The organism is Streptomyces glaucosporus, assembly GCF_039533345.1.
Lineage (GTDB): Bacteria > Actinomycetota > Actinomycetes > Streptomycetales > Streptomycetaceae > Streptomyces > Streptomyces glaucosporus.
In genome coordinates this window covers 147,476-168,824 of sequence record NZ_BAAATJ010000012.1, presented here as the reverse complement: position 1 = coordinate 168,824, position 21,349 = coordinate 147,476, and the positions used below count along the sequence as shown (strand labels likewise).

At 74.1% G+C, this 21,349-nt stretch carries 19 protein-coding genes and 1 pseudogene; 14 read left to right on the top strand and 6 right to left on the bottom strand.

All coding sequences use genetic code 11. From position 1 onward, the window contains the following. The 6 genes and pseudogenes from ABD358_RS15260 to ABD358_RS15235 form a co-directional block, all read left to right on the top strand. Positions 1 to 132: pseudogene (locus ABD358_RS15260) on the top strand (peptide ABC transporter ATP-binding protein); the annotation flags it as partial. Between the two features lie 243 nt (positions 133 to 375). Further along, complete coding sequence (locus ABD358_RS15255) at positions 376 to 1,338, top strand: ABC transporter permease (RefSeq protein ID WP_344631535.1); 963 nt, start codon at positions 376 to 378, stop codon at positions 1,336 to 1,338. Positions 1,339 to 1,381: 43 nt separating this feature from the next. Beyond that, positions 1,382 to 3,172, top strand: coding sequence for an ABC transporter substrate-binding protein (locus tag ABD358_RS15250; protein WP_344631534.1), 1,791 nt, complete (start codon positions 1,382 to 1,384; stop codon positions 3,170 to 3,172). A gap of 97 nt (positions 3,173 to 3,269) precedes the next feature. Next, a complete protein-coding gene (locus tag ABD358_RS15245; protein WP_344631533.1) occupies positions 3,270 to 4,247 on the top strand; it encodes an ABC transporter permease in 978 nt (325 codons plus the stop codon). Between the two features lie 14 nt (positions 4,248 to 4,261). Continuing rightward, on the top strand, positions 4,262 to 5,335 hold the full coding sequence (locus ABD358_RS15240) for an ABC transporter ATP-binding protein (RefSeq protein WP_344631532.1): 1,074 nt from the start codon (positions 4,262 to 4,264) through the stop codon (positions 5,333 to 5,335). Beyond that, positions 5,332 to 6,468: an ABC transporter ATP-binding protein gene (locus ABD358_RS15235; RefSeq protein WP_344631531.1), complete on the top strand. Its 1,137-nt coding sequence runs from the start codon at positions 5,332 to 5,334 to the stop codon at positions 6,466 to 6,468. Before ABD358_RS15240 ends, ABD358_RS15235 begins: the two co-directional genes overlap by 4 nt. Before the next feature lie 56 nt (positions 6,469 to 6,524). On the opposite strand, the gene ABD358_RS15230 is transcribed toward ABD358_RS15235, so the two are convergent. After that, positions 6,525 to 8,738: a S9 family peptidase gene (locus ABD358_RS15230; protein ID WP_344631530.1), complete on the bottom strand. Its 2,214-nt coding sequence runs from the start codon at positions 8,736 to 8,738 to the stop codon at positions 6,525 to 6,527. Positions 8,739 to 9,041: 303 nt separating this feature from the next. On the opposite strand from ABD358_RS15230, the gene ABD358_RS15225 reads away from it, so the two are divergent. The 4 genes from ABD358_RS15225 (at position 9,042) to ABD358_RS15210 (ending at position 12,807) form a co-directional block, all read left to right on the top strand. Continuing rightward, a complete protein-coding gene (locus ABD358_RS15225; RefSeq protein WP_344631529.1) occupies positions 9,042 to 9,236 on the top strand; it encodes a hypothetical protein in 195 nt (64 codons plus the stop codon). A gap of 28 nt (positions 9,237 to 9,264) precedes the next feature. Then, positions 9,265 to 10,182: an N-acetyl-1-D-myo-inositol-2-amino-2-deoxy-alpha-D-glucopyranoside deacetylase gene (gene mshB, locus ABD358_RS15220; RefSeq protein ID WP_344631528.1), complete on the top strand. Its 918-nt coding sequence runs from the start codon at positions 9,265 to 9,267 to the stop codon at positions 10,180 to 10,182. Beyond that, on the top strand, positions 10,179 to 10,550 hold the full coding sequence (locus tag ABD358_RS15215; protein ID WP_344631527.1) for a DUF6113 family protein: 372 nt from the start codon (positions 10,179 to 10,181) through the stop codon (positions 10,548 to 10,550). The genes mshB and ABD358_RS15215 overlap by 4 nt, the downstream gene beginning before the upstream one ends. A gap of 238 nt (positions 10,551 to 10,788) precedes the next feature. Continuing rightward, positions 10,789 to 12,807, top strand: a complete 2,019-nt coding sequence (locus ABD358_RS15210; RefSeq protein WP_344631526.1) for a peptidoglycan binding domain-containing protein — start codon at positions 10,789 to 10,791, stop codon at positions 12,805 to 12,807. Between the two features lie 47 nt (positions 12,808 to 12,854). Here ABD358_RS15210 and ABD358_RS15205 read toward each other — a convergent pair whose 3' ends face one another. Both ABD358_RS15205 and ABD358_RS15200 read right to left on the bottom strand, forming a co-directional pair. Beyond that, a complete protein-coding gene (locus ABD358_RS15205; RefSeq protein WP_344631525.1) occupies positions 12,855 to 13,721 on the bottom strand; it encodes a transglutaminase family protein in 867 nt (288 codons plus the stop codon). 20 nt (positions 13,722 to 13,741) lie between these two features. Then, entirely contained in the window at positions 13,742 to 14,752 is a 1,011-nt protein-coding gene (locus ABD358_RS15200) for a GNAT family N-acetyltransferase (protein WP_344631546.1), read from the bottom strand. 143 nt (positions 14,753 to 14,895) lie between these two features. Here ABD358_RS15200 and fdxA point away from each other — a divergent pair, with 143 nt between their 5' ends. Beyond that, on the top strand, positions 14,896 to 15,219 hold the full coding sequence (gene fdxA / locus ABD358_RS15195) for a ferredoxin (RefSeq protein WP_344328866.1): 324 nt from the start codon (positions 14,896 to 14,898) through the stop codon (positions 15,217 to 15,219). A 92-nt stretch (positions 15,220 to 15,311) separates the two neighbouring features. Then, positions 15,312 to 16,409 carry a succinyldiaminopimelate transaminase gene (gene dapC / locus ABD358_RS15190; protein ID WP_344631524.1) on the top strand — a complete coding sequence of 366 codons (1,098 nt, stop codon included), beginning with the start codon at positions 15,312 to 15,314 and terminating at the stop codon, positions 16,407 to 16,409. A gap of 103 nt (positions 16,410 to 16,512) precedes the next feature. Here dapC and ABD358_RS15185 read toward each other — a convergent pair whose 3' ends face one another. Further along, positions 16,513 to 17,022 (bottom strand): ATP-binding protein, encoded by a 510-nt coding sequence (locus tag ABD358_RS15185; RefSeq protein ID WP_344631523.1) that lies wholly within the window; start codon positions 17,020 to 17,022, stop codon positions 16,513 to 16,515. Between the two features lie 359 nt (positions 17,023 to 17,381). Beyond that, a complete protein-coding gene (locus ABD358_RS15180) occupies positions 17,382 to 18,305 on the bottom strand; it encodes a VldE C-terminal domain-containing protein (RefSeq protein WP_344631522.1) in 924 nt (307 codons plus the stop codon). 94 nt (positions 18,306 to 18,399) lie between these two features. Here ABD358_RS15180 and dapE point away from each other — a divergent pair, with 94 nt between their 5' ends. Continuing rightward, complete coding sequence (gene dapE, locus ABD358_RS15175; RefSeq protein ID WP_344631521.1) at positions 18,400 to 19,506, top strand: succinyl-diaminopimelate desuccinylase; 1,107 nt, start codon at positions 18,400 to 18,402, stop codon at positions 19,504 to 19,506. 135 nt (positions 19,507 to 19,641) lie between these two features. Further along, positions 19,642 to 20,439 carry an LOG family protein gene (locus ABD358_RS15170; protein WP_344631520.1) on the top strand — a complete coding sequence of 266 codons (798 nt, stop codon included), beginning with the start codon at positions 19,642 to 19,644 and terminating at the stop codon, positions 20,437 to 20,439. Between the two features lie 16 nt (positions 20,440 to 20,455). On the opposite strand, the gene folP is transcribed toward ABD358_RS15170, so the two are convergent. Then, positions 20,456 to 21,316: a dihydropteroate synthase gene (gene folP / locus ABD358_RS15165; protein ID WP_344631519.1), complete on the bottom strand. Its 861-nt coding sequence runs from the start codon at positions 21,314 to 21,316 to the stop codon at positions 20,456 to 20,458. Between the last annotated feature and the right edge of the window lie 33 nt (positions 21,317 to 21,349).

Below are 21,349 nucleotides of genomic sequence, written 5' to 3'. Positions count from 1 at the left end.
TGTGCGCAGGAGGTGCCGCTGCTGGCGGTGCCGGAGCGGTTCGCCGGGCAGGACACCCCGGCCGCGCATCCTTCCGCCTGCCACTTCGCCGAGGAGAGGCCCCGCGTCGTGGTGGAAGGGGCGGCGGGCTGAGGCACCGGGCCGGGGCGGCGGGATCCGGCCGGTCCGCCGGTTCGCGCACACGGTTTCCTCCGCGCCCGTTCCGGGGTTCCGGAAAAACTGTCAAGGCGTCGACAGGACTTTTTCCTGGAATTATCCGAGCGCGATATCGACAATCAGTGGTCTACACCTGTCGGCCCTCTTGACCGGGGGCCGCTCCATTGCGAAAGTCCCCGCATCCGAAATGTTTTCCACACGTTCGGAGGGCGGGGCGCGATGGCCAGTGGACAGCGGGCCGGTCCGGTCGGCCGGTCGCCGGGGCAGTTGATGTGGCGGCGCTTCAGACGTGACCGCACGGGCGTCGTGTCCGCCTGCGTCGTGCTGTTCTTCTTCGCCGTCGGCCTGCTGGCGCCCGTCATCTCCTGGCTGTACGGCAAGGACCCGTACACGAGGTACGGGCAGGAACGCGAGGGCCTCCTCAACGAGTACGGCTATCCCGTCAAACCGAACGGGGGGATCGACGGGGAATTCTGGTTCGGGCTCGAACCCGTCCTCGGCCGCGACGTGCTCACCCAGCTCGTCTACGGCATCCGCACCTCGCTGTTCATCGCCGTCGCGGTCACCCTGGCCGCCGTCCTGACGGCCATGGTGCTGGGAGTGGTCGCCGGCTACCTCGGCGGCGCGGTGGACTACGCCGTCGGGCGCTTCACCGACCTGCTGATGGCCTTCCCCAACCAGCTCTTCTTCGTCGCCTTCATGCCGATCGTGGTCGCCCTCTTCGTCGACCCCGCCGACGAGACGCCCACCTACATCCGGGTGGCGGCGCTGATCCTGGTGCTCTGGTTCCTCGGCTGGATGTCCCTGGCCAGAATCCTGCGCGGCGCCACGCTGGCCCTGCGCGAGCGGGAGTTCGTGGAGGCGGCCAAGGTCAGCGGGGCGTCGTCCTGGCGCATCGTCCGACGGGAGCTGCTGCCCAACCTGATGACCCCCGTCCTGGTGCAGGCCACCTACATGCTCCCGAACTTCGTCACCACGGCCGCCGCGCTCTCCTACCTCGGGGTCGGCATCGTCGAGCCCACCCCCGACTGGGGCCGGATGTTCGCCACCGGCGCCGAGGTCTACCAGGACGACATCACCTACATGTTCTTCCCCGGCGGCGCGATGGTCCTGTTCATCGTGGCCTTCAACCTCCTCGGGGACTCGGTCCGGGACGCCTTCGACCCCAGGGCCGCACGTTGACCACGCTCCATCCGCGAGCCGGACAGGCAGGGGGCACAGAACGATGAGAAGCCGGCGAATACGCAGAACGCGTCCCGTGGCCGCGGCACTCGCGGCGGGGGCGCTGGTCCTGGGCGGCTGCAGCGCGGGCGGCGGCGGCGAACCGGAGGACCGCGGCGGGGACGCGCCCGCCGCGCAGCGGGCGCCGATCGAGTTCGCCGGCGCCGAGGAGTCGGCCGGCCCGGCCGAGGACGTCCCCGGCGCCCGCAGGGGCGGCACCCTGCGCGTCTACCAGCGCGACAGCTACGCGCACCTGGACCCGGCGCAGATCTACGTCCAGGACGAGATGACGCTCTCCCACCTGATCCACCGCAAGCTCACCCACGTCAAGCTGGACAACGACGGCGACTACTCGGTGGTGGGCGACCTGGCCACCGACAGCGGCCGGCCCTCCGACGGCGGGCGCACCTGGACCTACACGCTCAAGGACGGCATCAGGTTCGAGGACGGCTCGCCGATCACCTCCAAGGACGTCCGGCACACCTTCGAACGCCTCTTCGCCCCCTTCATCACCCAGGGACCCACCTTCATCCAGCAGTGGATGGCGGACGCCACCGGCGCCGCCTACCGCGAACTGCTGCCCGAGGGCCCCTACGAGGGCGAGCACCTGCCCGACTCCGTGCTGGAGACCCCGGACGAGAAGACGATCGTCTTCCGCTTCTCCGAGCCGCGCAACGACCTGCCCTACGCCCTGGCCATGGCCGGCTACGCCGTGGTCTCCGCGGAGAAGGACACCCGGCAGAAGTACGACAAGGACCCCCTCGCCAGCGGCCCGTACAAGATCGAGTCCTTCCGGTCCGGCAAGTCGATGAAGCTGGTGCGGAACCCCGAGTGGGACCCGGAGACGGACGCCGCCCGCCACCAGTACGTCGACGGGTTCGACATCACCTTCAACCACCAGTACGAGGACTCCACCAAGCGGCTCCTCAACGACAGCGGCGAGGCGCGGACCGCCGTCAGCTTCGACAACGCCGTGGACGCGGGCAGCCACCAGCGGGTGATGCGCGAGGCGAGGGACCGCACCGTCTCCGGCTACCAGTCCTTCGTCGCCCAGCTGACGATCAACACCGACCGCGTCGAGGACGTCAGGGTGCGGCAGGCCATCGCGTACGCCTTCCCCTCCAAGCCCTACCTGGCCCCCTTCGGCGGGCCGTCCGGCGGCGAGCTGGCCGGCGGCCTGATCAGCCCGCTGCTGCCCGGCCACGAGAAGGACTACGACCCGTTCGGCAAGCTGGAGAAGCCGGGCGGCGACCCGGACAAGGCCCGCGAACTGTTGGAGAAGGCGGGCAGGGTGGGGATGAAGCTCACCTACGCCTACCGGAACAGCGACGAGGAGCAGAAGGCGTCCATCGCGGTCGCGGACGCGCTGGAGAAGGCCGGTTTCGACGTCCAGCGCAAGGAACTGCCCACGGACACCTACTACGACCTCATCGGCGACGTCGACAACGGCTACGACATCTACGTCAACAACTGGGGCCACGACTGGTCCAGCGCCTCCACCGTGATCCCGCCGCTGTTCGACGGCCGGGGCATCCAGGACGGCGGATCCAACTACTCGCACGTCGACGATCCCGGGATCAACTCCCGGATCGACGAGGTCCGCAGGATCGAGGACCCGCAGAAGGCGGCGAAGGAGTGGTTCGAGCTGAGCAAGTACGTCCTGGAGGAGGTCACCCCGGCCGTCCCCGTCTACTACTTCAAGAAGACGCAGATCGCCGGCTCCGGGGTCGGCGGGCTGGTCTACAACGACGACATGAGCAACCTCGACGTGACCAAGCTCTACGTCAAGCGGTAGCCGCGTCCCCCGCGGGGCGCGCCGGTCCGGCGCGCCCCGCCCCCGCGGCGGCGCGCCGCGCCGCCTCCCCGCCTCCCCGCGTGAGGGCCACCCGACCATGCTGCGCTTCCTGGTGCGCCGGACACTCGGCGCCGTCGTCATCCTGCTGATCATCAGCGCCTGCACGTTCTTCCTCTTCTACGCCATCCCGCGCGACCCGGCGCTGCTCCACTGCGGAAAGACCTGCGACCCCGAGTCGCTGGAGATCATCCGCAGGAACCTGGGTCTGGACGAGCCGCTGCCGGAGCAGTACCGGGCGTACATGGCGGGCATCCTCACCGGCCGGGACTTCGCCGTGGGGCCCTGCCCGGCGCCGTGCTTCGGCTACTCCTTCGCGAACGGCGAGCCGGTCTGGGGCACCATCCTCGACCGTCTCCCCACCACCGTCTCGCTCGCCCTGGGCGGCGCCGCGGTCTTCCTCGTCCTCGGCCTGGGGGCCGGGATGCTCGCCGCCTGGAGGCGCGGCGGGTTCCTCGACAAGTTCCTCAGCTCGGTGTCGCTGGTGTGCAGCTCGCTGCAGATCTACTTCGTCGGCCCGCTGGTCATCGCCCTGCTGGTCTACCGGCTGGACCTGCTCCGGCAACCCGAGTACGTGCCGATCACCTCCAGCCCGGTCGACTGGTTCGCCGGGCTGCTCATCCCCTGGGTGGTGCTGTCGCTGATCTTCACCGCCCAGTACACCCGCATGTCGCGCTCCACGCTGATCGAGCAGCTCGGCGAGGACCACGTGCGCGCGGCCAGGGCCAGGGGCCTGAGCGGCCGCACGGTCTTCTTCCGCTACGCCTGGCGGGGCTCGCTCATCCCCGTCGTGACCATCTTCGGCATCGACCTGGGATCGCTGTTCGGCGGCGCGATGGTCACCGAGTTCACCTTCACCCTGCCCGGGCTCGGACGGCTGGCCGTGGACTCGGTGCTCGACACCGACCTGCCCATGCTGATGGGCGTGATGCTGTTCGCCGCCGCCATGATCATCGCCTTCAACATCCTGGTGGACGCGGTCTACGCGTTCATCGACCCCCGCGTACGACTGTCCTAGGAGGAGTTCGGCCGGTGAGCACCTGGACCAAGACCGCGGACCCCGGCGCCCCGCCCGGCGCGGACGCCTTCCTGTCCGTCCGGGACCTGCGCGTCCGCTTCTCCACCGAGGACGGCACCGTCCACGCGGTCGACGGGATCTCCTTCGACCTCGCCCGCGGCCGGACCCTCGGCGTCGTCGGCGAGTCCGGCTCGGGGAAGTCGGTCACGGGCCTGTCCGTCCTCGGGCTGCACGATCCGCGCACCACCGAGGTCACCGGACGCATCCTGCTGGACGGGCAGGAGGTGACCGGCGCCCGGGAGAAGACGCTGGAGAGGCTGCGCGGCGCCAGGATGGCCATGGTCTTCCAGGACTCGCTGACCGCGCTCTCGCCCTACCACACCGTGGGGGAGCAGATCGCCGAGCCGTACCGCAGGCACACGGGCGCCTCCCGGCGCGAGGCCCGGCGCCGCGCGATCGAGATGCTCGGCCGGGTCGGCATCCCCAGCCCCCGGCTGCGGGCCGACGACTACCCGCACCAGTTCTCCGGCGGCATGCGCCAGCGGGCGATGATCGCCATGGCGCTCGTCTGCGACCCCGGCCTGCTGATCGCGGACGAACCCACCACCGCGCTCGACGTGACCGTGCAGGCGCAGATCCTCGACCTCCTGGAGGACCTCCGGCAGGAGTTCGGCTCCGCGATCGTCCTCATCACCCACGACCTCGGGGTGGTCGCCGAGATCGCCGACGACGTGCTGGTGATGTACGCGGGCCGGGTGGTCGAGCGCGGCCCCGCCGCCGAGGTGCTGCGCTCCCCCCGGCACCCCTACACCCGGGGGCTGCTGGGCTCCGTGCCGCGGCTGGACGGCGACGTCGAGGAGGACCTGGTGCCCGTCCCCGGCTCCCCGCCGAGCCTGCTCGACCCGCCGTCCGGCTGCGCCTTCCACCCGCGGTGCGCCTTCACCGGGGAGGTCGGCGGCACGCGCTGCGCCGACGAGCGGCCAAAGCCGCCCGGCGGGCGCGGGGCCGCCTGCCACCTCACGGCGGACCGGGCACGCGCCCTCTTCGCCGGACGGACGCGGCCCCGGCCCGGGCGGGGCGACTCATGACCGCGGGGAACGGAACCGGCCCGCGCCGCGCGGCGTCCCGCGAGGGCGGCGAACCGCTGCTGACCGCCGAGGGGCTGGTCAAGCACTTCCCGGCCGGAGGCGGCTTCCTCCGCAAACGCAGGGGCGGCACCGTCCGGGCCGTCGACGGGATCGACCTCACCGTGCACGAGGGCGAGAGCCTCGGCCTCGTCGGGGAGTCGGGCTGCGGGAAGTCCACCACCGGGCGGCTCCTCACCCGGCTGCTGGAACCCTCGGGCGGCCGGATCACCTACCGGGGCCGCGACATCACCCATGCCTCCCGCAAACGGCTGGCGCCGATCCGGACCGAGATCCAGATGGTCTTCCAGGACCCGTACTCGTCGCTGAACCCCCGCCAGACGGTCGGCACGATCATCGGCGGGCCCATGGAGGTCAACGGGATCGACCCGCCCGGAGGCCGCGAGCGACGGGTGCGGGAACTGCTGGAGACCGTGGGCCTGGGCTCCGAGCACTACAACCGCTTCCCGCACGAGTTCTCCGGCGGCCAGCGGCAGCGCATCGGGATCGCCCGGGCCCTGGCCCTCGGCCCGAGGCTGATCGTGGCCGACGAACCGGTCTCGGCCCTGGACGTCTCCGTCCAGGCGCAGGTCGTCAACCTCCTGCGGCGGGTGCAGCGCGAGACGGGCATCGCGTTCGTCTTCATCGCCCACGACCTGGCGGTCGTCAGGCACTTCTGCCGGCGTGTCGCGGTCATGTACCTCGGCAGGATCGTGGAGACCGGCGACCGCGAGTCCGTCTACGGCAGCCCGCGCCACCCCTACACCCACGCCCTGCTCTCCGCGGTGCCCCGGATCGGGCCGGAGGACGGCGGGCGGACGCGCATCCGCCTGGCCGGCGACGTGCCCTCGCCGGTCGACCCGCCGTCCGGCTGCCGCTTCCGCACGCGCTGCTGGAAGGCCCAGGAGGTGTGCGCCGTGCGGGAACCGCCGCTGGTGCGGCTCGACGGCGACCGCGAGGGACACCTGACGGCGTGCCACTTCCCGGAGGGGGACCCGCCCCCCGGAAGCGCCGGGGGGACAGGGGGCACCGGGGACGCCGGGGACACAGGGAGTACCGGGGACGCCGGGCGAGGGGACCCGGCGGCACGCGGCTGACGGGCCGCGGAAGGCGCGCCGGGCCGGGGCGCGCGCCCCGGCCCGGCGCGCCTCCCTCAGGCCACCCCCAGCGCCCGCTTGAGGAATGCCACCTGGAGCAGCAGCAGGTTCTCCGCCACCTGCTCCTGCGGGGTCATGTGCGTCACCCCGGACAGCGGCAGCACCTCGTGCGGGCGGCCCGCGGCCAGCAGGGCCGAGGACAGCCGCAGGGTGTGGGCGGCCACCACGTTGTCGTCCGCCAGCCCGTGGACGATCATCAGCGGCCGGTGCTGCCCGGCGGGCGCGGACAGCCCCTCGTCGGTGACCAGGGAGTTGGCCGCGTACACCTCGGGGCTCTCGCCGGGCAGCCCGAGGTAGCGCTCGGTGTAGTGGGTGTCGTACAGCCGCCAGTCCGTCACGGGCGCGCCCGCCACGGCCGCGTGGAAGACGTCGGGGCGGCGCAGGACGGCCAGCGCCGCCAGGTAGCCGCCGTAGGACCAGCCGCGGATGCCGACCCGGTCCAGGTCGAGCGGGTGACTGCCGGCGAGCGCGTGGAGCGCCTCCACCTGGTCGTCCAGGGTGACGCCCGCCAGGTCGCCCGCGATCGCCTTCTCCCAGGCGGGGGAGTGGCCGGGGGTGCCGCGCCCGTCGGCGACCACCACCGCGAACCCCTGGTCGGCGAACCACTGCGAGGTCAGGTGGGGATTGTGCGCCGCCACCACGCGCCGGCCGTGCGGGCCGCCGTAGGGGTCCATCAGGACCGGCAGCGGCCCGTCGCCGTCGCGGTAGCCGGTGGGCAGGAGCACGGCGGCGGGGATGCGGCGCGCGCCGGCCCGCAGCAGCCGGGGGCGCGCGGTCAGCACGGGCGTCTCGGCATGGGACTCGATCACCGCCGTCGGCTCCGGTGCGCCCCCGCCGCTCCCGGCCGGGCGCAGCACCTCCACGCGCGCGCCGGGACGGTCGAGGGCGGCGGTGGAGAGCACCACCGTGTCCCCGCCGCGGACGGCGGAGGCGACGTGCGCGGTGTCCTGGGGGGAGAGCCGCTCCCAGCCCCCCTGGTCGCCGCTGCCCCGGAACCAGGCGCGGTAGACGGCGACCTCGCCGACCGGGGCGTCCTCCGGCGCCTCCGGCCCGGCGGACGCGGAGAACAGCACGTCCTCCTCGCCGATGTGCAGCACCGCCTCCACGTGCAGCGCGGCGGAGGTGAGCGGACGGTCCCCGACCAGCAGGATCCGGGCCCCGCCCTCGTCGGCGATCCGCACCAGGCGCCCGTCGGGCGTCCACGCCGGAACGCCGGGGAACAGCTCCAGCCACGCCGGGTCCTCGTCCGCGTGGACCACGGTGGTGCGGCCGGTGGCGGTGTCCACGGCCAGGTGGAGCTGGCTGCGCTGGTCGCGGGACTGGACGAGCAGCAGGGGCGGCCCGGCGGCCGACCAGTGGACGCGCGCCAGGTACGGGTAGCGGGCCCGGTCCCACACCACCTCGGTGCGGCCCGTGCCGTCCCCGCCGTTCCCGCCGTCCCCGTCGGAGCCGCCCTCGACGTCGATCAGGTGGAGCGTCACCTCGGCGTTGGGTGTGCCGGCGGCCGGGTAGGCCACTTCGGCCGGCGCGCTGCCGGGGTTGGCCGGGTCGGCGATCCACCAGCGGCGCACGGGCGTGTCGTCCACCCGCGCGGCCAGCAGCCGGGTGCCGTCGGGGGACCACCAGAAGCCGCGGGAGCGGTCCATCTCCTCGGCCGCGACGAACTCCGCCAGGCCCCAGGTGACCCGGCCGCCGCCCGGGGTGTCCTCGGGCTCGGCGAGGACCCGGTCGCCCCCGCCGCCGGCGTCGGTCACCCGCAGGGCGCCGCGGACCGTGTAGGCCACGCGCCGCCCGTCCGGGGACGGGCGCGGGTCCACCACCGGGGTGGGGGTGGGGAGCTCCCGCGAGACGGCGGCGCGCAGGTCGGCGGTGAACAGCCGTCCCGACAGGGCGAAGGCCGCCGTCTCCACCGCCGCGTCGGTCGCGTAGCCGACGATCCCGGCCGAGCCCTCGCGGCTCCGCTCGCGGCGGGCGCGCTCCTCGGGGGACAGTTCCTCGTCCGCTCCGCCGAGCAGCGCCTCCGGGTCGGCCGCGGCCCGCTCCCCGGGGCCGTCCGGGGCCAGGTCCCTCACCCACAGCAGGTTCGCCCGGGCGGTGCCGCCGCGGGAGCGGAGGAAGACGACCCGGGAACCGTCCGGCGACACGGTGAACGCCCGGGGCGCTCCCAGGGTGAAGCGCTGCGTCCTGGCGTGCTGGCGTGGAAACGACATGACCATGGCCCGAGCGTACGGCGTCCCGCCGCACCGCCCACCGCTCCGCGCCCCCGGGTCCCGCCGCGCCGCGATCCCACGGAGACGGAGGGACGATCAGGGGCGACGAGGGGCGACGAGGAACGTGGCCAAGGTCACACGGGTGTGCGCCCCTCTTCTGCACCCGTGCACCGAGCCATGCCGTCTCACGGAAAGTTATGATCCGTTGCGCATGGTTCGCGATGGGGTATGCATTTCCTGACAGACTCCGTCGTACAAACGTCCTGTTCCGTGTCGACCGCGCGCTCTTGGAGGTGAACCGCCGTGGCACTCTCGATTTCGGCGGTGGTGCTGCTGGCGATCATCGTCTTCCTGCTGATCAAGAAGTCAGGACTGAAGGCCGGGCACGCCCTGGTCTGCATGCTTCTGGGTTTCTACCTGGCGAGTTCGTCCATGGCGCCCACGATCAGCGAGCTGACCTCCAGCGTCGCGGGCATGATCGGCGGCATCAAGTTCTGACGGCCGCGCGCGGCGTAGGCTCGCCCTCATGACCGAGCTTCCCGCGCGCCGCCTGATGCTGGTCCACGCGCATCCCGACGACGAGTCGATCACCAACGGCGTCACCATGGCGCGATACGCCGCCGAGGGTGCGCTGGTCACCCTGATCACCTGCACGCTGGGCGAGGAGGGCGAGGTCATCCCGCCCGCGCTGGCGCACCTCGCGGCCGACCGGGAGGACACCCTGGGCGCCCACCGGATCGGTGAACTGCGGCACGCCATGCGGGAGCTGGGCGTGGCCGACCACCGCTTCCTCGGGGGGCCGGGGCGCTACCGCGACTCGGGCATGTTCGGCACCCCCGCCAACGAGCGCCCCGGCTGCTTCTGGCGGGCCGACGTCGACGAGGCCGCCTCCCACCTCGTGGAGGAGATCCGCCAGGTGCGCCCCCAGGTGCTCGTCACCTACGACCCGAACGGCGGATACGGCCACCCCGACCACATCCAGGCCCACCGGGTGGCGATGCGCGCGGTGGAGCTGGCGGCCGATCCCGCGTACCGCCCCGGCCGGGGCGAGCCGCACCGGGTCGGATGCGTCTACTGGAACTGCGCGGCGCGCTCGACGGTCGAGGAGGGCTTCGCCCGGCTGCGTGCCCACGGCGGCGGCCCCTTCCCCGCGATCGCCTCGGTCGGCGACGTGCCGGGCGTGGTGGACGACGCCGAGGTGGCGGCCGTCGTCGAGGGCAGTGACGCCGAGGCGTCCGCCAAGGCGGCGGCGATGCGCGCCCACGCCACCCAGATCGTGGTGGCCGACTCCCCGTCAGGTCCCCCCGGGTCCTTCGCCCTGTCCAACGGGCTGAGCCAGCCCCTGCTGCGCACCGAGCACTTCCGGCGGGCCGATGGTGCCGTCCCCGCCGAACCGGTGCGCGACCTCTTCGACTTCGCCGGGGCGGCGGGAGGCGCCCGGTGAAGGGGCGGGCGGGACGGATCGCCGTGTACGCCGTGCTGGCCGTGCTCGGCGCGGTGGTGGCCCTCGCGGGCGCGCTCGTCCAGGCCGGCTGGTTCCCCCTGGGCCTGCTGCTGGCGCTCGGCGGGGCGGTGGCGCTGTTCCACGGAGGCGCGCGGCTCACCCGGACGAAGACGGGCGCGGCGGCACCCGCGGGCGGATGGATGCTCGCGGTGCTTCTGCTGTCCTCCTCGCGCCCCGAGGGAGACTTCTTCTTCGGCACGGGATGGGGCACCTACGCCTTCCTGCTGGGCGGCATGCTCGCCGCTGTGATCTGCGCCACGTTCGCGCCCTCCGGGTACCTGTTCCGGACGGACGCGACGACGAGGTGAAGAGGTCGTGAAGCGGTCGGCGACGATCGGCCGGCGGTCGACAACAGGCCAGGACATGGCACACAATCCGCCAGACGGTACGCCGGTATGACCCCGCCGCGGGCCGTGCCGGGATGGCGATTCCGCACTCCCGGGGTTCGCGGCGGCGGCCCCCAGTAAGGTGGTGCGCGCCGGCGAGCCGCCCGTGCGAGCCGATCGGAACCATGGCGGGCGGCGAATCCAACCGGGAGATCCTGCTTTGAGTCGTGAAACTGACAGTCCGTCCTCCGGCCCCCAGGCGCGGGGCGGTACCGCGTACCCGCCGGGGACCGAGCCGTACGGCGCACCGGCCGACGGTGCACCGGACGAGCCCGCCGAACGGGGTGCCGCGAGGCCGGGCGAGCCCAAGACAGAGACCACGCTGACCACCCGCGTCCGGATCAACATCCCGGGTTCCCGGCCCATCCCTCCGGTCGTCGTGCGCAAGCCCGTCGGCGAGGACACCGCCTCCCCGGGCGAGAGGGCGACGAGCGGCGGCGCCGAGACGGACGCCGGGGGCGCCCCGGCCCGGAGCGCGAACGGCGCGGCGGCGTCCGCCGGGGACGCGAACGGCACGGCGGCGTCCACCGGGGACGCGGGTGCGTCCGGAACGGGCGGTTCTGCCTCCGACACCCAGACGACCAGCTCCTGGTTCGCCCCGCGCAAGCCCCCCACGGGCGGCGCCTCCGGTGGCGCGGCGGCTTCCGGAACCAGGCCCCCGGCCTCCTCCGGCGCCCCGGCCGGGCCGGCGCGGCAGCGCACCGACACCCCGCCGGACGGCTCCCCCATCAGCGCTCTGGCGGGCCCCGGCCCGCAGACCGGGGGGACCCCGCCGCCGGGCCCCGGCCACACCCCGCCGCACGGCGTCCCCACCGCGACGCCGCCGCACGGAATGCGCACCGCGACCCCGCCGCACGGCGTGCCCGCCGCGGGCGGCCCCAGCGGACCGACCACCGGACCGGCCACCGGCGACATGCCGCTGCTGCCCCCGGGCTTCCGTCAGCCCGGGGCCGCGCCGTCCCAGTCGTCCCCGTCGGCATCCCCCATGTCTTCCCCGGGGTCCTCCCCGGCGTCCGCTCCGGCGGAGACCGGTCCGCTGCCCACGGCGTCCGGCGCGGCCGCGGTGCCCCCGCGGGCGGGCGGCCCGGCGTCCGGCCCCGCCGGCCGGGTCTCCGGCGACACCCTGGTCGGCGGCATCCCGCGCGTGCCCCCGGCCGACGGGGACGGCCGTCCCGTCCCGTCCCCGGAGAGCCCCGCCGCCCCGGTGCCCCCGCCGGCCCCCGCCAAGCGGGGCCGCTCCAAGCTGGTCCTGGTGGGCGTCGCCGCCTTCGGGGTGCTCGGCATCGCGTACGGCGCCGGCCTGCTGCTCGACCACGCCGACGTGCCCAACGGCACCACCGTGCTCGGCGTGGAGATCGGCGGCACCGACAAGCGGGCGGCGGTGGACAAGCTCGACGCCGTCCTCGGCGACCGCGCGGACAAGCCGCTGGTCATCGCCGTCGAGGGCGAGAAGACCAGGCTCAAGCCCGATGTCGCGGGCCTGGCGCTGGACACCGAGGCCACCGTGCGCAACGCCTCCGGACGGGACTACAACCCCGTCTCCGTCATCGGCTCGCTCCTGGGCGGCGCCCGCCACGCCGAACCGGTCTTCACCGTCGACGAGGAGAAGCTCACCGCCGCCCTGAAGGACCTCTCCTCGAAGGTCTCGGGGGGCTCGGCTCAGGACGGCATGGTCAAGTTCGTCGGCGGCAAGGCCGTCGGCGTCCCGGGCAAGCCGCACAAGGCCGTCGACGTCGGCAAGGGCGCCGACCTGGTGGAGGACGCCTACCGCGACCAGGTCGCCACCGGAGAGGGCGCCTCCGTCGCCCTGCCGGTCTCCGTCCAGCAGCCCGAGGTGGACCAGAAGGAGATCGACCGGGCTATCCGGGAGTTCGGCGAGCCGGCGATGTCCGGCATCGTCACGGTCAAGGCCGGCGACAGGTCGATCCCGTTCAGCCCCACCGGGTCGCTGCCGAGGTTCCTGTCCATGAAGCCGGTCGACGGCAAGCTGGTGGACACCTACGACCTCAAGGTGCTCGAGGAGCTGTACGGCAGCACCTTCGACGGCGTCCTGGTCACCCGCGGCAACGGGACCAAGACCCCGGTCACCCCCCAGGACGTCGCGGGCGCGCTCCGCGAGGCGCTCCGGGAGACCGACCCCGCCAAGCGGGTCGGCGTCATCGAACTCGACCCCCAGTAGGCGCCCGGCACCGCTCCCCGGTGCCGCCGCGGACGGCCCGCGCCCGGCTAGTTGAGCCGGGCGCGGGCCGCCCGCGCCTGACGGCGGATGGCGTCGGCGGCGCTCGGCTCCATCGCGGCGACCGTGTCGGCGTAGTGCTCCATCTCCCGGGCACCGCCGACGAAGTCGCCCCGCTCGACCAGCAGCCGCGCCCGCTCGTACCGCAGCCGCGCCGGATGGTGCGGCAGCAGGAGCGACAGCTCCACCGCCCACAGCTGGACGTCCGTGTGCTCGGGGCGGGCCGCCGCCCACGCGCGGATGTTGTTCAGCACGCGCAGCACGATCTCCAGCGGGCCGGCGGGACGGAGCAGCGCCTCCGGCAGCGCCGCGCCCGTGGAGGCGGCCACCAGCAGCTCCACGTCCTGGTCGTCCAGCAGCCGGCCGCCCGCGAAGGGGTCGGCGACGGCGTGCTCGCCCGCCGGGTCCCCGAAGCCGACGAGGAAGTGGCCCGGCAGCGCGATGCCGTACACCGGCGCACCCGCCCGGCGCGCGACCTCCATCCACACCACCGACAGCAGGATCGGCAGGCCGCGCCGCCGCTTCAGCACCTCGCCCAGCAGCGAGGACTCCAGCCGGCGGTAGTCGTCGGCGGTGCCGTGGAAGCCGTGCTCCCCGCCGAGCAGAGCGGCCAGGGCCCGCGCCCATCCGCGCGGGTCGCGCGAGGGCTCGTACGGCAGGAGGCCCGTGAGCCGGTCCAGCTCGGCCTGCGCCGCGTCGACGGTCCCCTCGCCCGCCGCGGGATCGGCCTCGGCATTGATCAGCAGGCACAGCAGCGCCAGGTCCGGGCGCTCGGCCCGCGCGGCCTCCGCGAAGCGCTCCCGGACGGTGCCGCCACTTCCGTCGTCCGCCGTGTCCCGGTCGTCATGGCTGTCCATGTGCCACTTTGTACCCGGGCTCAGCCGTGCGGCGCACGGCGGTAGTGGTAGCCGTGGTGGTCGGCGAAGCCCAGCCGGTCGTACAGCGCCAGGGCGGCCGTGTTCTCCGGCTCGACCTGGAGGTACGCCGCCGAGGCGCCCTCCGCCAGCGCCGCGCGGGCCAGCTCCGCCATCACCGCCGTCGCCAGCCCCTCGCGCCGCCGCCCCGGGGAGACCTCGACCGCGGCGAACCCCGCCCACCGGCCGTCCACCACGCACCGCCCGATGGCGGCCGGCGCGCCGCCCCGGTCCTTTCCGGGCACGGTCGCGAACCACACCGACGGGCCGCCGGCCAGCACCTTCAGCGCGTCCCCGGCCGACCCCGCCGAGGAGCCGCGGCGGTACGCGCCCAGCCATGCCTCGTCCGGCCGCCGCGACAGCCGCACCCGCGGATCGGGCTCGCGGTCGGCCAGCGGGGCGAGCGCGGCCGTGCGCACCACGGCGAACCGCTCGGCCGTCCAGCCGCGCCGCTCCAGCTCGGCGGCCAGCACCTCGTCGGCGCCGGCGCCGCCCGTGGCGACCTGGACCAGGGCGGGCAGGCCGCGCTCCCCGTACCAGCGGACGGTCTCCGCCAGGGCCGAGTCCAGGTCCGTGCCCGGGCCGTCCAGGGGCAGGACGGAGTTGGCGCGGCCGGTGAAGCCGCCGGACGCGCGGAGGAGCCACCCGCCCAGCCGGGCCGTCTCGACCGCGGGCCAGCCGCGCGCCGCCGTCTCCGCCAGCTCCCGCACGCCCGCCGCCGGGCCCCTTCTGCGGGCGGGCGCGGCGGGCACGACCTTCCCGGCGACCAGCGCCGCCTCCTCCAGCCGTACGCTCCGGCCGTCGCGGCGCGTGATCGAGAGCGTGCCGTCCGCCCACGAAGTGAGGACGCCGACGGTGTCGGTGAAGGCCGGCCCCCCGCCGCCGGATCCGGCCAGACTGCGCACCGAGACGCGTTTGCCCACGTCATCGGGGCTGATGCGAAGCTCCAGCCGTCCGCCCATGGTGAACTCCACGATCGTGCCCACCCCTCCTGTTCGTCTCCTGCCCGAGAACGGAGATACTAGGGGCGGGCATCGACGACGCCGCGCTCCCGCGCGCCATCGCGGACCAGCCAAACCGGACCGGCTGCCGCGCCCTACCGAGGAGGAACGACAGCGTGACCTACGTCATCGCGCAGCCTTGTGTCGACGTGAAGGACAAGGCCTGCATCGAGGAGTGCCCCGTCGACTGCATCTACGAGGGCCGGCGGTCCTTGTACATCCACCCGGACGAATGCGTCGACTGCGGTGCCTGCGAGCCGGTCTGCCCGGTCGAGGCGATCTTCTACGAGGACGACGTCCCCGAGGAGTGGAAGGATTACTACAAGGCCAACGTCGAGTTCTTCGACGAGCTGGGCTCGCCCGGCGGGGCCAGCAAGCTCGGCCTGATCGAGCGCGACCACCCGTTCGTCGCCGCGCTGCCGCCGCAGGAGAACGAGTGATCCTTCGGCGGATCCTGAGCTGACCCCCGGTCCCGCACGGCACGCCGCCGTGCGGGACCGGGGTCTTTTTCCCGGAAAGAGAGCGAAGACAAGTGCCACCCCTGTCCTCCCGTCTGCCGGTCTTCCCGTGGGACCGGCTGGAGCCGTACAAGAAGACCGCGGCCGCGCACCCGGACGGCATCGTGGACCTCTCCGTGGGCACCCCGGTCGACCCGGTGCCCGGTGTGGTCAGGAAGGCGCTCGCCGCCGCCGGCGACAGCCCCGGCTATCCGACGGTGTGGGGCACCCCCGAGCTGCGGGACGCGATCGTCGGCTGGAGCGAGCGCCGGCTGGGCGCGCGGGGGCTGGCGCACACCCACGTCCTGCCGGTCGTCGGCTCCAAGGAGCTGGTGGCCTGGCTGCCGATCCAGCTCGGCATCGGCGCCGGGGACAGGGTGGCCTTCCCGCGGCTGGCCTACCCGACGTACGAGGTGGGGGCGCGGCTGGCGGGCGCCGAGCCGGTCGTCTACGACTCGCCGCGCGAGGTCGACCCCGAGGGACTGCGGCTGCTGTGGCTGAACTCCCCGTCCAACCCCACCGGCCGGGTGCTGCCGAAGGAGGAGCTGAGGGCGACCGTCGCCTGGGCGCGCGAGCACGGAGTGCTGGTCTTCAGCGACGAGTGCTACCTGGAGCTGGGCTGGGAGACCGAGCCGGTCTCCGTCCTCCACCCGGACGTCTGCGGCGGCAGCCACGAGGGCATCGTGGCCGTCCACTCCCTGTCCAAGCGCTCCAACCTGGCCGGCTACCGCGCGGCCTTCCTGGTGGGCGACGAGGGGGTCCTGGAGGAGCTGCTGCGGGTGCGCAAGCACGGCGGGATGATGGTGCCCGCCCCGGTGCAGGCCGCCACGGTGGCGGCGCTCGGCGACGACGCGCACGTGGCCGAGCAGCGGGAGCGGTACGCGGCGCGGCGCTCGGCGCTGCGCACCGCGCTGGAGGCGAGCGGTTTCCGCATCGAGCACAGTGAGGCGTCGCTGTACCTGTGGGCGACGCGGGACGAGCCCTGCTGGGAGACGGTGGAGGAGCTGGCCCGGCGCGGCGTGCTCGTGGCGCCCGGCGACTTCTACGGCCCGGCGGGGGAGCGGTTCGTCCGGGTCGCCTTCACCGCGACGGACGAGCGGGTGGGGGAGGCCGTGCGGCGCCTCACCGCGTGAACCGGCCCGGCACGGGGCCTGCGCGCGCACGGGGCCCGGGGACCGCTTCGGTCCCCGGGCCCCGTGCGCATGACGCGGTACACGGCCGGCGCGTCCGCGGGCGTCAGCCCAGCGGCAGGTCCTTGACCGGCAGCTTGTCGAGGCTGGGCAGGGCGTCCGTGGACAGGGCGTCCGACTTCGTCAGCTTCGTGACGGAGGGCAGCTTGCCCTTGCCCTTGCCCTTGGACTTGCCCTTGCCCTTGGACGCGGCGCCGGTGGCGGACTCGGCGGCCTCGCCGACGAGGGAGCCGGTGGCGTCGGTCGCGTTGCCGGCGGTCTTCTGAGCGGCCGGCAGGGCGGCCTTGCCCATGACGCCGACGGTCTCGCCCGCGGCCGGGACGGCCTTCCTGACGGCCTTGCCGCCGGTCTTGCCCGCCTGGTCGGTGACGTCGCGCGAGGTGTCGTCGATGGTGTCGCCCAGGTTCGCGCCGTCCAGGTTGCTCAGCCCGCCCAGGTCCTTGGTGGGCAGGAGCTCGGCGGCGTTCGCGGAACCGGTCGCGCCGACGGCGGAGGCGGCGCCCGCGGCGAGCAGCAGCGCGGTCCGTGCGATCCGGCGCGAGATGGGGAGGGACATGTTGCTCCTTCGACGGAGAAAGGCTTGCGGAAATTCCTGCGGACTCGTGGGTCCGAAAGGCGTCGTGCGCATCCGGCCGGGGCGGTGCCCTCCGGACGCCGTGCCTATCGCGCCGGAAGCCCCGGAGGTTGCGGTCCCCCGGGTAAAGGATTGGCAATGCGCTGGATTGCCCGAAGGGTGGCAGAAGAGACAATTCGGTCAGGTCGAATGGTGCCGCGAAAACGCCGCGGCCCTGTGTTCCCAAGGGAAAAGGCGGGCTCGCGGAAACGCGCCGCCCGGCGGCTCCCGCACACCTCCGCGGGCCTTCGAAGACCCCCGTTCGGGTGATGGCGGAACCGCCGGGCGGTGACGGGCGGACGCTAGCGGGCGGTGGCGATGACGACCTCGGAGCGGTGCGCGTCCCCGGTCGTGCGCCAGCCCTCCGCCGCCCTGCCGGCCTCCCAGACCCGCTTCCCGTAGGAGACGCGTTCGATCCCCAGCTCGGCGGAGTGGGCCACGGCCCAGTGCGCCACCTCCCAGCCGCGCCGGTCGGCGTCCGCCCCGGCGCCGCGGGCGGACGTGCGGACGGGAACGGAGAGCACCGGGCCGGGCGCGCTGCGGCCGCTCCCGCCCCCGGCCCGGGCGGAGTCCGGCAGGACGTCCTCGCCGAACTCGCGGACCAGCTTCTCCCGCACCCGCGCCGGATCGCCCGCGGCCACGCCCGCGCCCTCGCCGGGGAAGCAGGTGAGGGAGGCGGCCCGCCGCCCGGTGAGCGCGGCGGTGAGCAGCGCGGCCCTGGGCTCGTGCTTGGCGTAGGCGTCGGGGAAACCGCTGCGCTGCACCCGCTGCGCGGCGACGGTCAGCGGCAGGCGGGAGTAACCGGGGATCTCCACCAGGTGGTCGTAGAACTTCCCGGCCGAGTACACCGGGTCCATGATCTGCTCCCGCGTCCCCCACCCCTGGGAGGGGCGCTGCTGGAACAGGCCGACGGAGTCCCGGTCGCCGTAGTCGATGTTGCGCAGCGCCGACTCCTGCATGGCGGTGGCCAGGGCGATGGTGACCGCCCGCTCGGGCAGGCCCCGGGCGGACGCGACGGCCTCGATGGTCGCGGCGTTGGCGGCCTGCTGCGGCTCGATCACGTACGGTTCGCCGCCGTCGGCGGCGGTCACGGCGCACCTCGCCGGTCCGGGCCCGCCGGGATCGTGGCGCACCATCAGGTACCCGGCGAGCCCGAGCAGCACGACGCACGCGGCGGCGAGGCGCAGCAGCCGGCCGCGGCGCTGAGAGGAAGCTCGCTCGGACACGCGACAAAGGTACCGGTGTCCACCGCGGGTGTGACCCGCCCGTGGGGAAGGACCGGGCCCCGGGCCGCGACGGGCGGCGGGTAGGGTCGGTGCCATGGAGCGTGCCCCCCAGGACCCCGGCGCCGACCCCGGCGCCGCCCTCGACCTGACGCAGGACGCGGCCCGGCTGACCGCGCGGCTCGTCGACTTCCCCTCGGTCAGCGGCGGCGAGAAGCCGCTGGCGGACGCGATCGAGACCGCGCTGCGCGCCCTGCCGCACCTGCGCGTGGACCGGTACGGCAACAACGTCGTCGCCCGCACCGGACTGGGCCGCGCCGAACGGGTCGTCCTGGCCGGGCACATCGACACCGTGCCGATCGCCGGCAACGTGCCCTCCCGGCTGGAGGACGGCGTGCTGTGGGGCTGCGGCACCTCCGACATGAAGTCCGGGGTCGCCGTCCAGCTCCGGATCGCCGCCACCGTCCCCGCCCCGAACCGGGACCTGACCTTCGTCTTCTACGACAACGAGGAGGTCGCCGCGCACCTCAACGGCCTCGGGCGCCTCGCGCAGGCCCACCCCGACTGGCTGGCCGGGGACTTCGCGGTGCTGCTGGAGCCCTCCGACGGGCAGGTCGAGGGCGGCTGCCAGGGCACGCTGCGGGTGAAGCTGCGCACCGCCGGGCAGCGCGCGCACTCCGCCCGGAGCTGGATGGGGCGGAACGCCGTCCACGCCGCCGCGCCGATCCTCGCCCGCCTGGCCGCCTACGAGCCCAGACGGCCGGTGATCGACGGGCTGGAGTTCCGCGAGGGCCTGAACGCCGTGGGGATCGAGGGCGGCGTCGCGGGCAACGTCATCCCGGACGAGTGCACCGTCACGGTCAACTACCGCTACGCGCCCGACCTCACCGAGGAGCAGGCGCTCGACCACGTCCGCGAGGTGTTCGCGGACTGCGGCGTGGCCGAACTGGTGGTGGACGACAGCTCCGGGCCCGCCCTGCCCGGCCTGTCGCATCCGGCCGCGGCGGCCTTCGTGGCGGCGGTCGGCGGCGAGGTGCGGCCGAAGTTCGGCTGGACCGACGTCTCCCGGTTCAGCGCCCTGGGCGTGCCCGCCGTCAACTACGGTCCCGGCAACCCCAACCTGGCGCACCGGCGCGACGAGCACGTCGAGACCGCGGCGATCCTCCGCTGCGAGGAGCGGCTGCGGGCCTGGCTGACCGCCTGATCGCCGGGTATGCGTGGCACGGACCCCCGACGGTCCGGCCACCGGGACGCAGGCGCGGGTTCCGCTCCGCGTCACCCGCGCCTGCGTACCCTGGCGGCCTGCACGTCGCCGACAGCCGACACAGGGAGGACACGCATGGGCAGTGCCGAGGAGTTCGAGCAGGGCGAGCCGCGGGAGCGCCGCCTGGGGCCGGTGGTGCGCCGCCGCGACCAGATCCAGGCCAGCACCACCGACCAGCGGCTGCTGGACACCGCCGGCCCCTCGGACTGGGTGCACCAGGACCCCTGGCGGGTCATGCGCATCCAGGCCGAGTTCGTGGAGGGCTTCGGCACCCTCTCCGAGATCGGGCCCGCCATCAGCGTCTTCGGCTCGGCGCGCACCCCCGAGGGATCGCCCGAGTACGAGGCGGGGGTGCGGATCGGCCGGGCCCTGGCCGAGGCCGGGTTCACGGTGATCACCGGCGGCGGGCCCGGCGCCATGGAGGCGGCCAACCGGGGCGCGAGCGAGGCGGGCGGCGTCTCGGTCGGCCTGGGCATCGAGCTCCCCTTCGAGCAGGGGCTCAACCGGTACGTCGACATCGGCGTCAACTTCCGCTACTTCTTCGTGCGCAAGACGATGTTCGTCAAGTACGCGAGCGGCTTCGTCGTCCTGCCGGGCGGGATGGGCACGCTGGACGAGCTGTTCGAGGCGATCACCCTGGTCCAGACGCGGAAGGTCACCCGCTTCCCGATCGTGCTGTTCGGCACGGAGTACTGGCGGGGGCTGGTGGACTGGCTGCGCGACACCGTCGTCGAGGGCGGCAAGGTGGGCCGGCACGACCTGGAGCTGTTCCACCTCACCGACGACGTGGACGAGGCGGTCAAGCTGGTCTCCCAGGAGATCGCCACGCCGGACCGGTCGGTGGAGCGGGAACTGCCGGAGGAGCCCTCCTGACCCCGGCCGGCCGCGGTCAGGCCAGACCGCGGCGGGCGACGGCCGGCGGGCGGCGTCCCGCGATGGAGGCCACCATGTCGAGCACCTGCCGGGTCTCGGCCACCTCGTGGACGCGGAAGACCCGCGCACCCAGCCACGCGGACACCGCCGTCGTGGCCAGGGTGCCGGTCAGCCGCTCCTTGACCGGCTTGTCCAGGGTCTCCCCGACGAAGTCCTTGTTGGACAGCGACACCAGCACCGGCCACCCCGTGGCCACCATCTCCTCCAGCCGCCGGGTGACCTCCAGGGAGTGCCGGGTGTTCTTGCCGAAGTCGTGCCCGGGGTCGATCAGGACCGCGTCCCGCCGCACCCCCAGCCCGACCGCGCGCTCCGCCAGGCCGACGGTGGCCCGCAGCACGTCGGCCATGACGTCGTCGTACGCCACCCGGTGCGGCCTGGTCCTCGGCCTGGTGCCGCCGGTGTGGGTGCAGACCAGCCCCGCGCCGTACCGCGCCGCGACCTCGGCCAGCTTCGGGTCGACGCCGCCCCAGGCGTCGTTGAGCAGGTCGGCGCCGGCCTCGCAGACGGCCTCGCCCACCTCGTGCCGCCAGGTGTCCACGCTGATCACCACGTCCGGGTGGCGCCGCCGCACCTCGGCGACGAAACCGGCGGTGCGCCGCACCTCCTCCTCGACCGTCACCTCCTCGCCGGGGCCGGCCTTCACCCCGCCGACGTCGATGATGGCGGCGCCCTCCGCCACCGCCTGCTCGACCCGGTCGAGCGCCGGGCCGTCGCGGAAGGTGGCGCCCCGGTCGTAGAAGGAGTCCGGGGTCCGGTTCACGATGGCCATGACCACCGTCTCGTGCTCGCCGAACTCGCGCCGTCCCAGCCGCAGCATCGCAGTCCTCTCCTCGCGGCCCCGTGTGGCCCC

Bases quoted from the DNA above. Each gene is read 5' to 3' on its own strand.
- ABD358_RS15255 (WP_344631535.1), top strand. From the start codon at position 376: ATGGCCAGTGGACAGCGGGCCGGTCCGGTCGGCCGGTCGCCGGGGCAG.
- ABD358_RS15250 (WP_344631534.1), top strand. From the start codon at position 1,382: ATGAGAAGCCGGCGAATACGCAGAACGCGTCCCGTGGCCGCGGCACTC.
- ABD358_RS15245 (WP_344631533.1), top strand. From the start codon at position 3,270: ATGCTGCGCTTCCTGGTGCGCCGGACACTCGGCGCCGTCGTCATCCTG.
- ABD358_RS15235 (WP_344631531.1), top strand. From the start codon at position 5,332: ATGACCGCGGGGAACGGAACCGGCCCGCGCCGCGCGGCGTCCCGCGAG.
- ABD358_RS15230 (WP_344631530.1), bottom strand. From the start codon at position 8,738: ATGTCGTTTCCACGCCAGCACGCCAGGACGCAGCGCTTCACCCTGGGA.
- mshB (WP_344631528.1), top strand. From the start codon at position 9,265: ATGACCGAGCTTCCCGCGCGCCGCCTGATGCTGGTCCACGCGCATCCC.
- ABD358_RS15205 (WP_344631525.1), bottom strand. From the start codon at position 13,721: ATGGACAGCCATGACGACCGGGACACGGCGGACGACGGAAGTGGCGGC.
- ABD358_RS15185 (WP_344631523.1), bottom strand. From the start codon at position 17,022: ATGTCCCTCCCCATCTCGCGCCGGATCGCACGGACCGCGCTGCTGCTC.
- dapE (WP_344631521.1), top strand. From the start codon at position 18,400: ATGGAGCGTGCCCCCCAGGACCCCGGCGCCGACCCCGGCGCCGCCCTC.
- ABD358_RS15170 (WP_344631520.1), top strand. From the start codon at position 19,642: ATGGGCAGTGCCGAGGAGTTCGAGCAGGGCGAGCCGCGGGAGCGCCGC.
- folP (WP_344631519.1), bottom strand. From the start codon at position 21,316: ATGCTGCGGCTGGGACGGCGCGAGTTCGGCGAGCACGAGACGGTGGTC.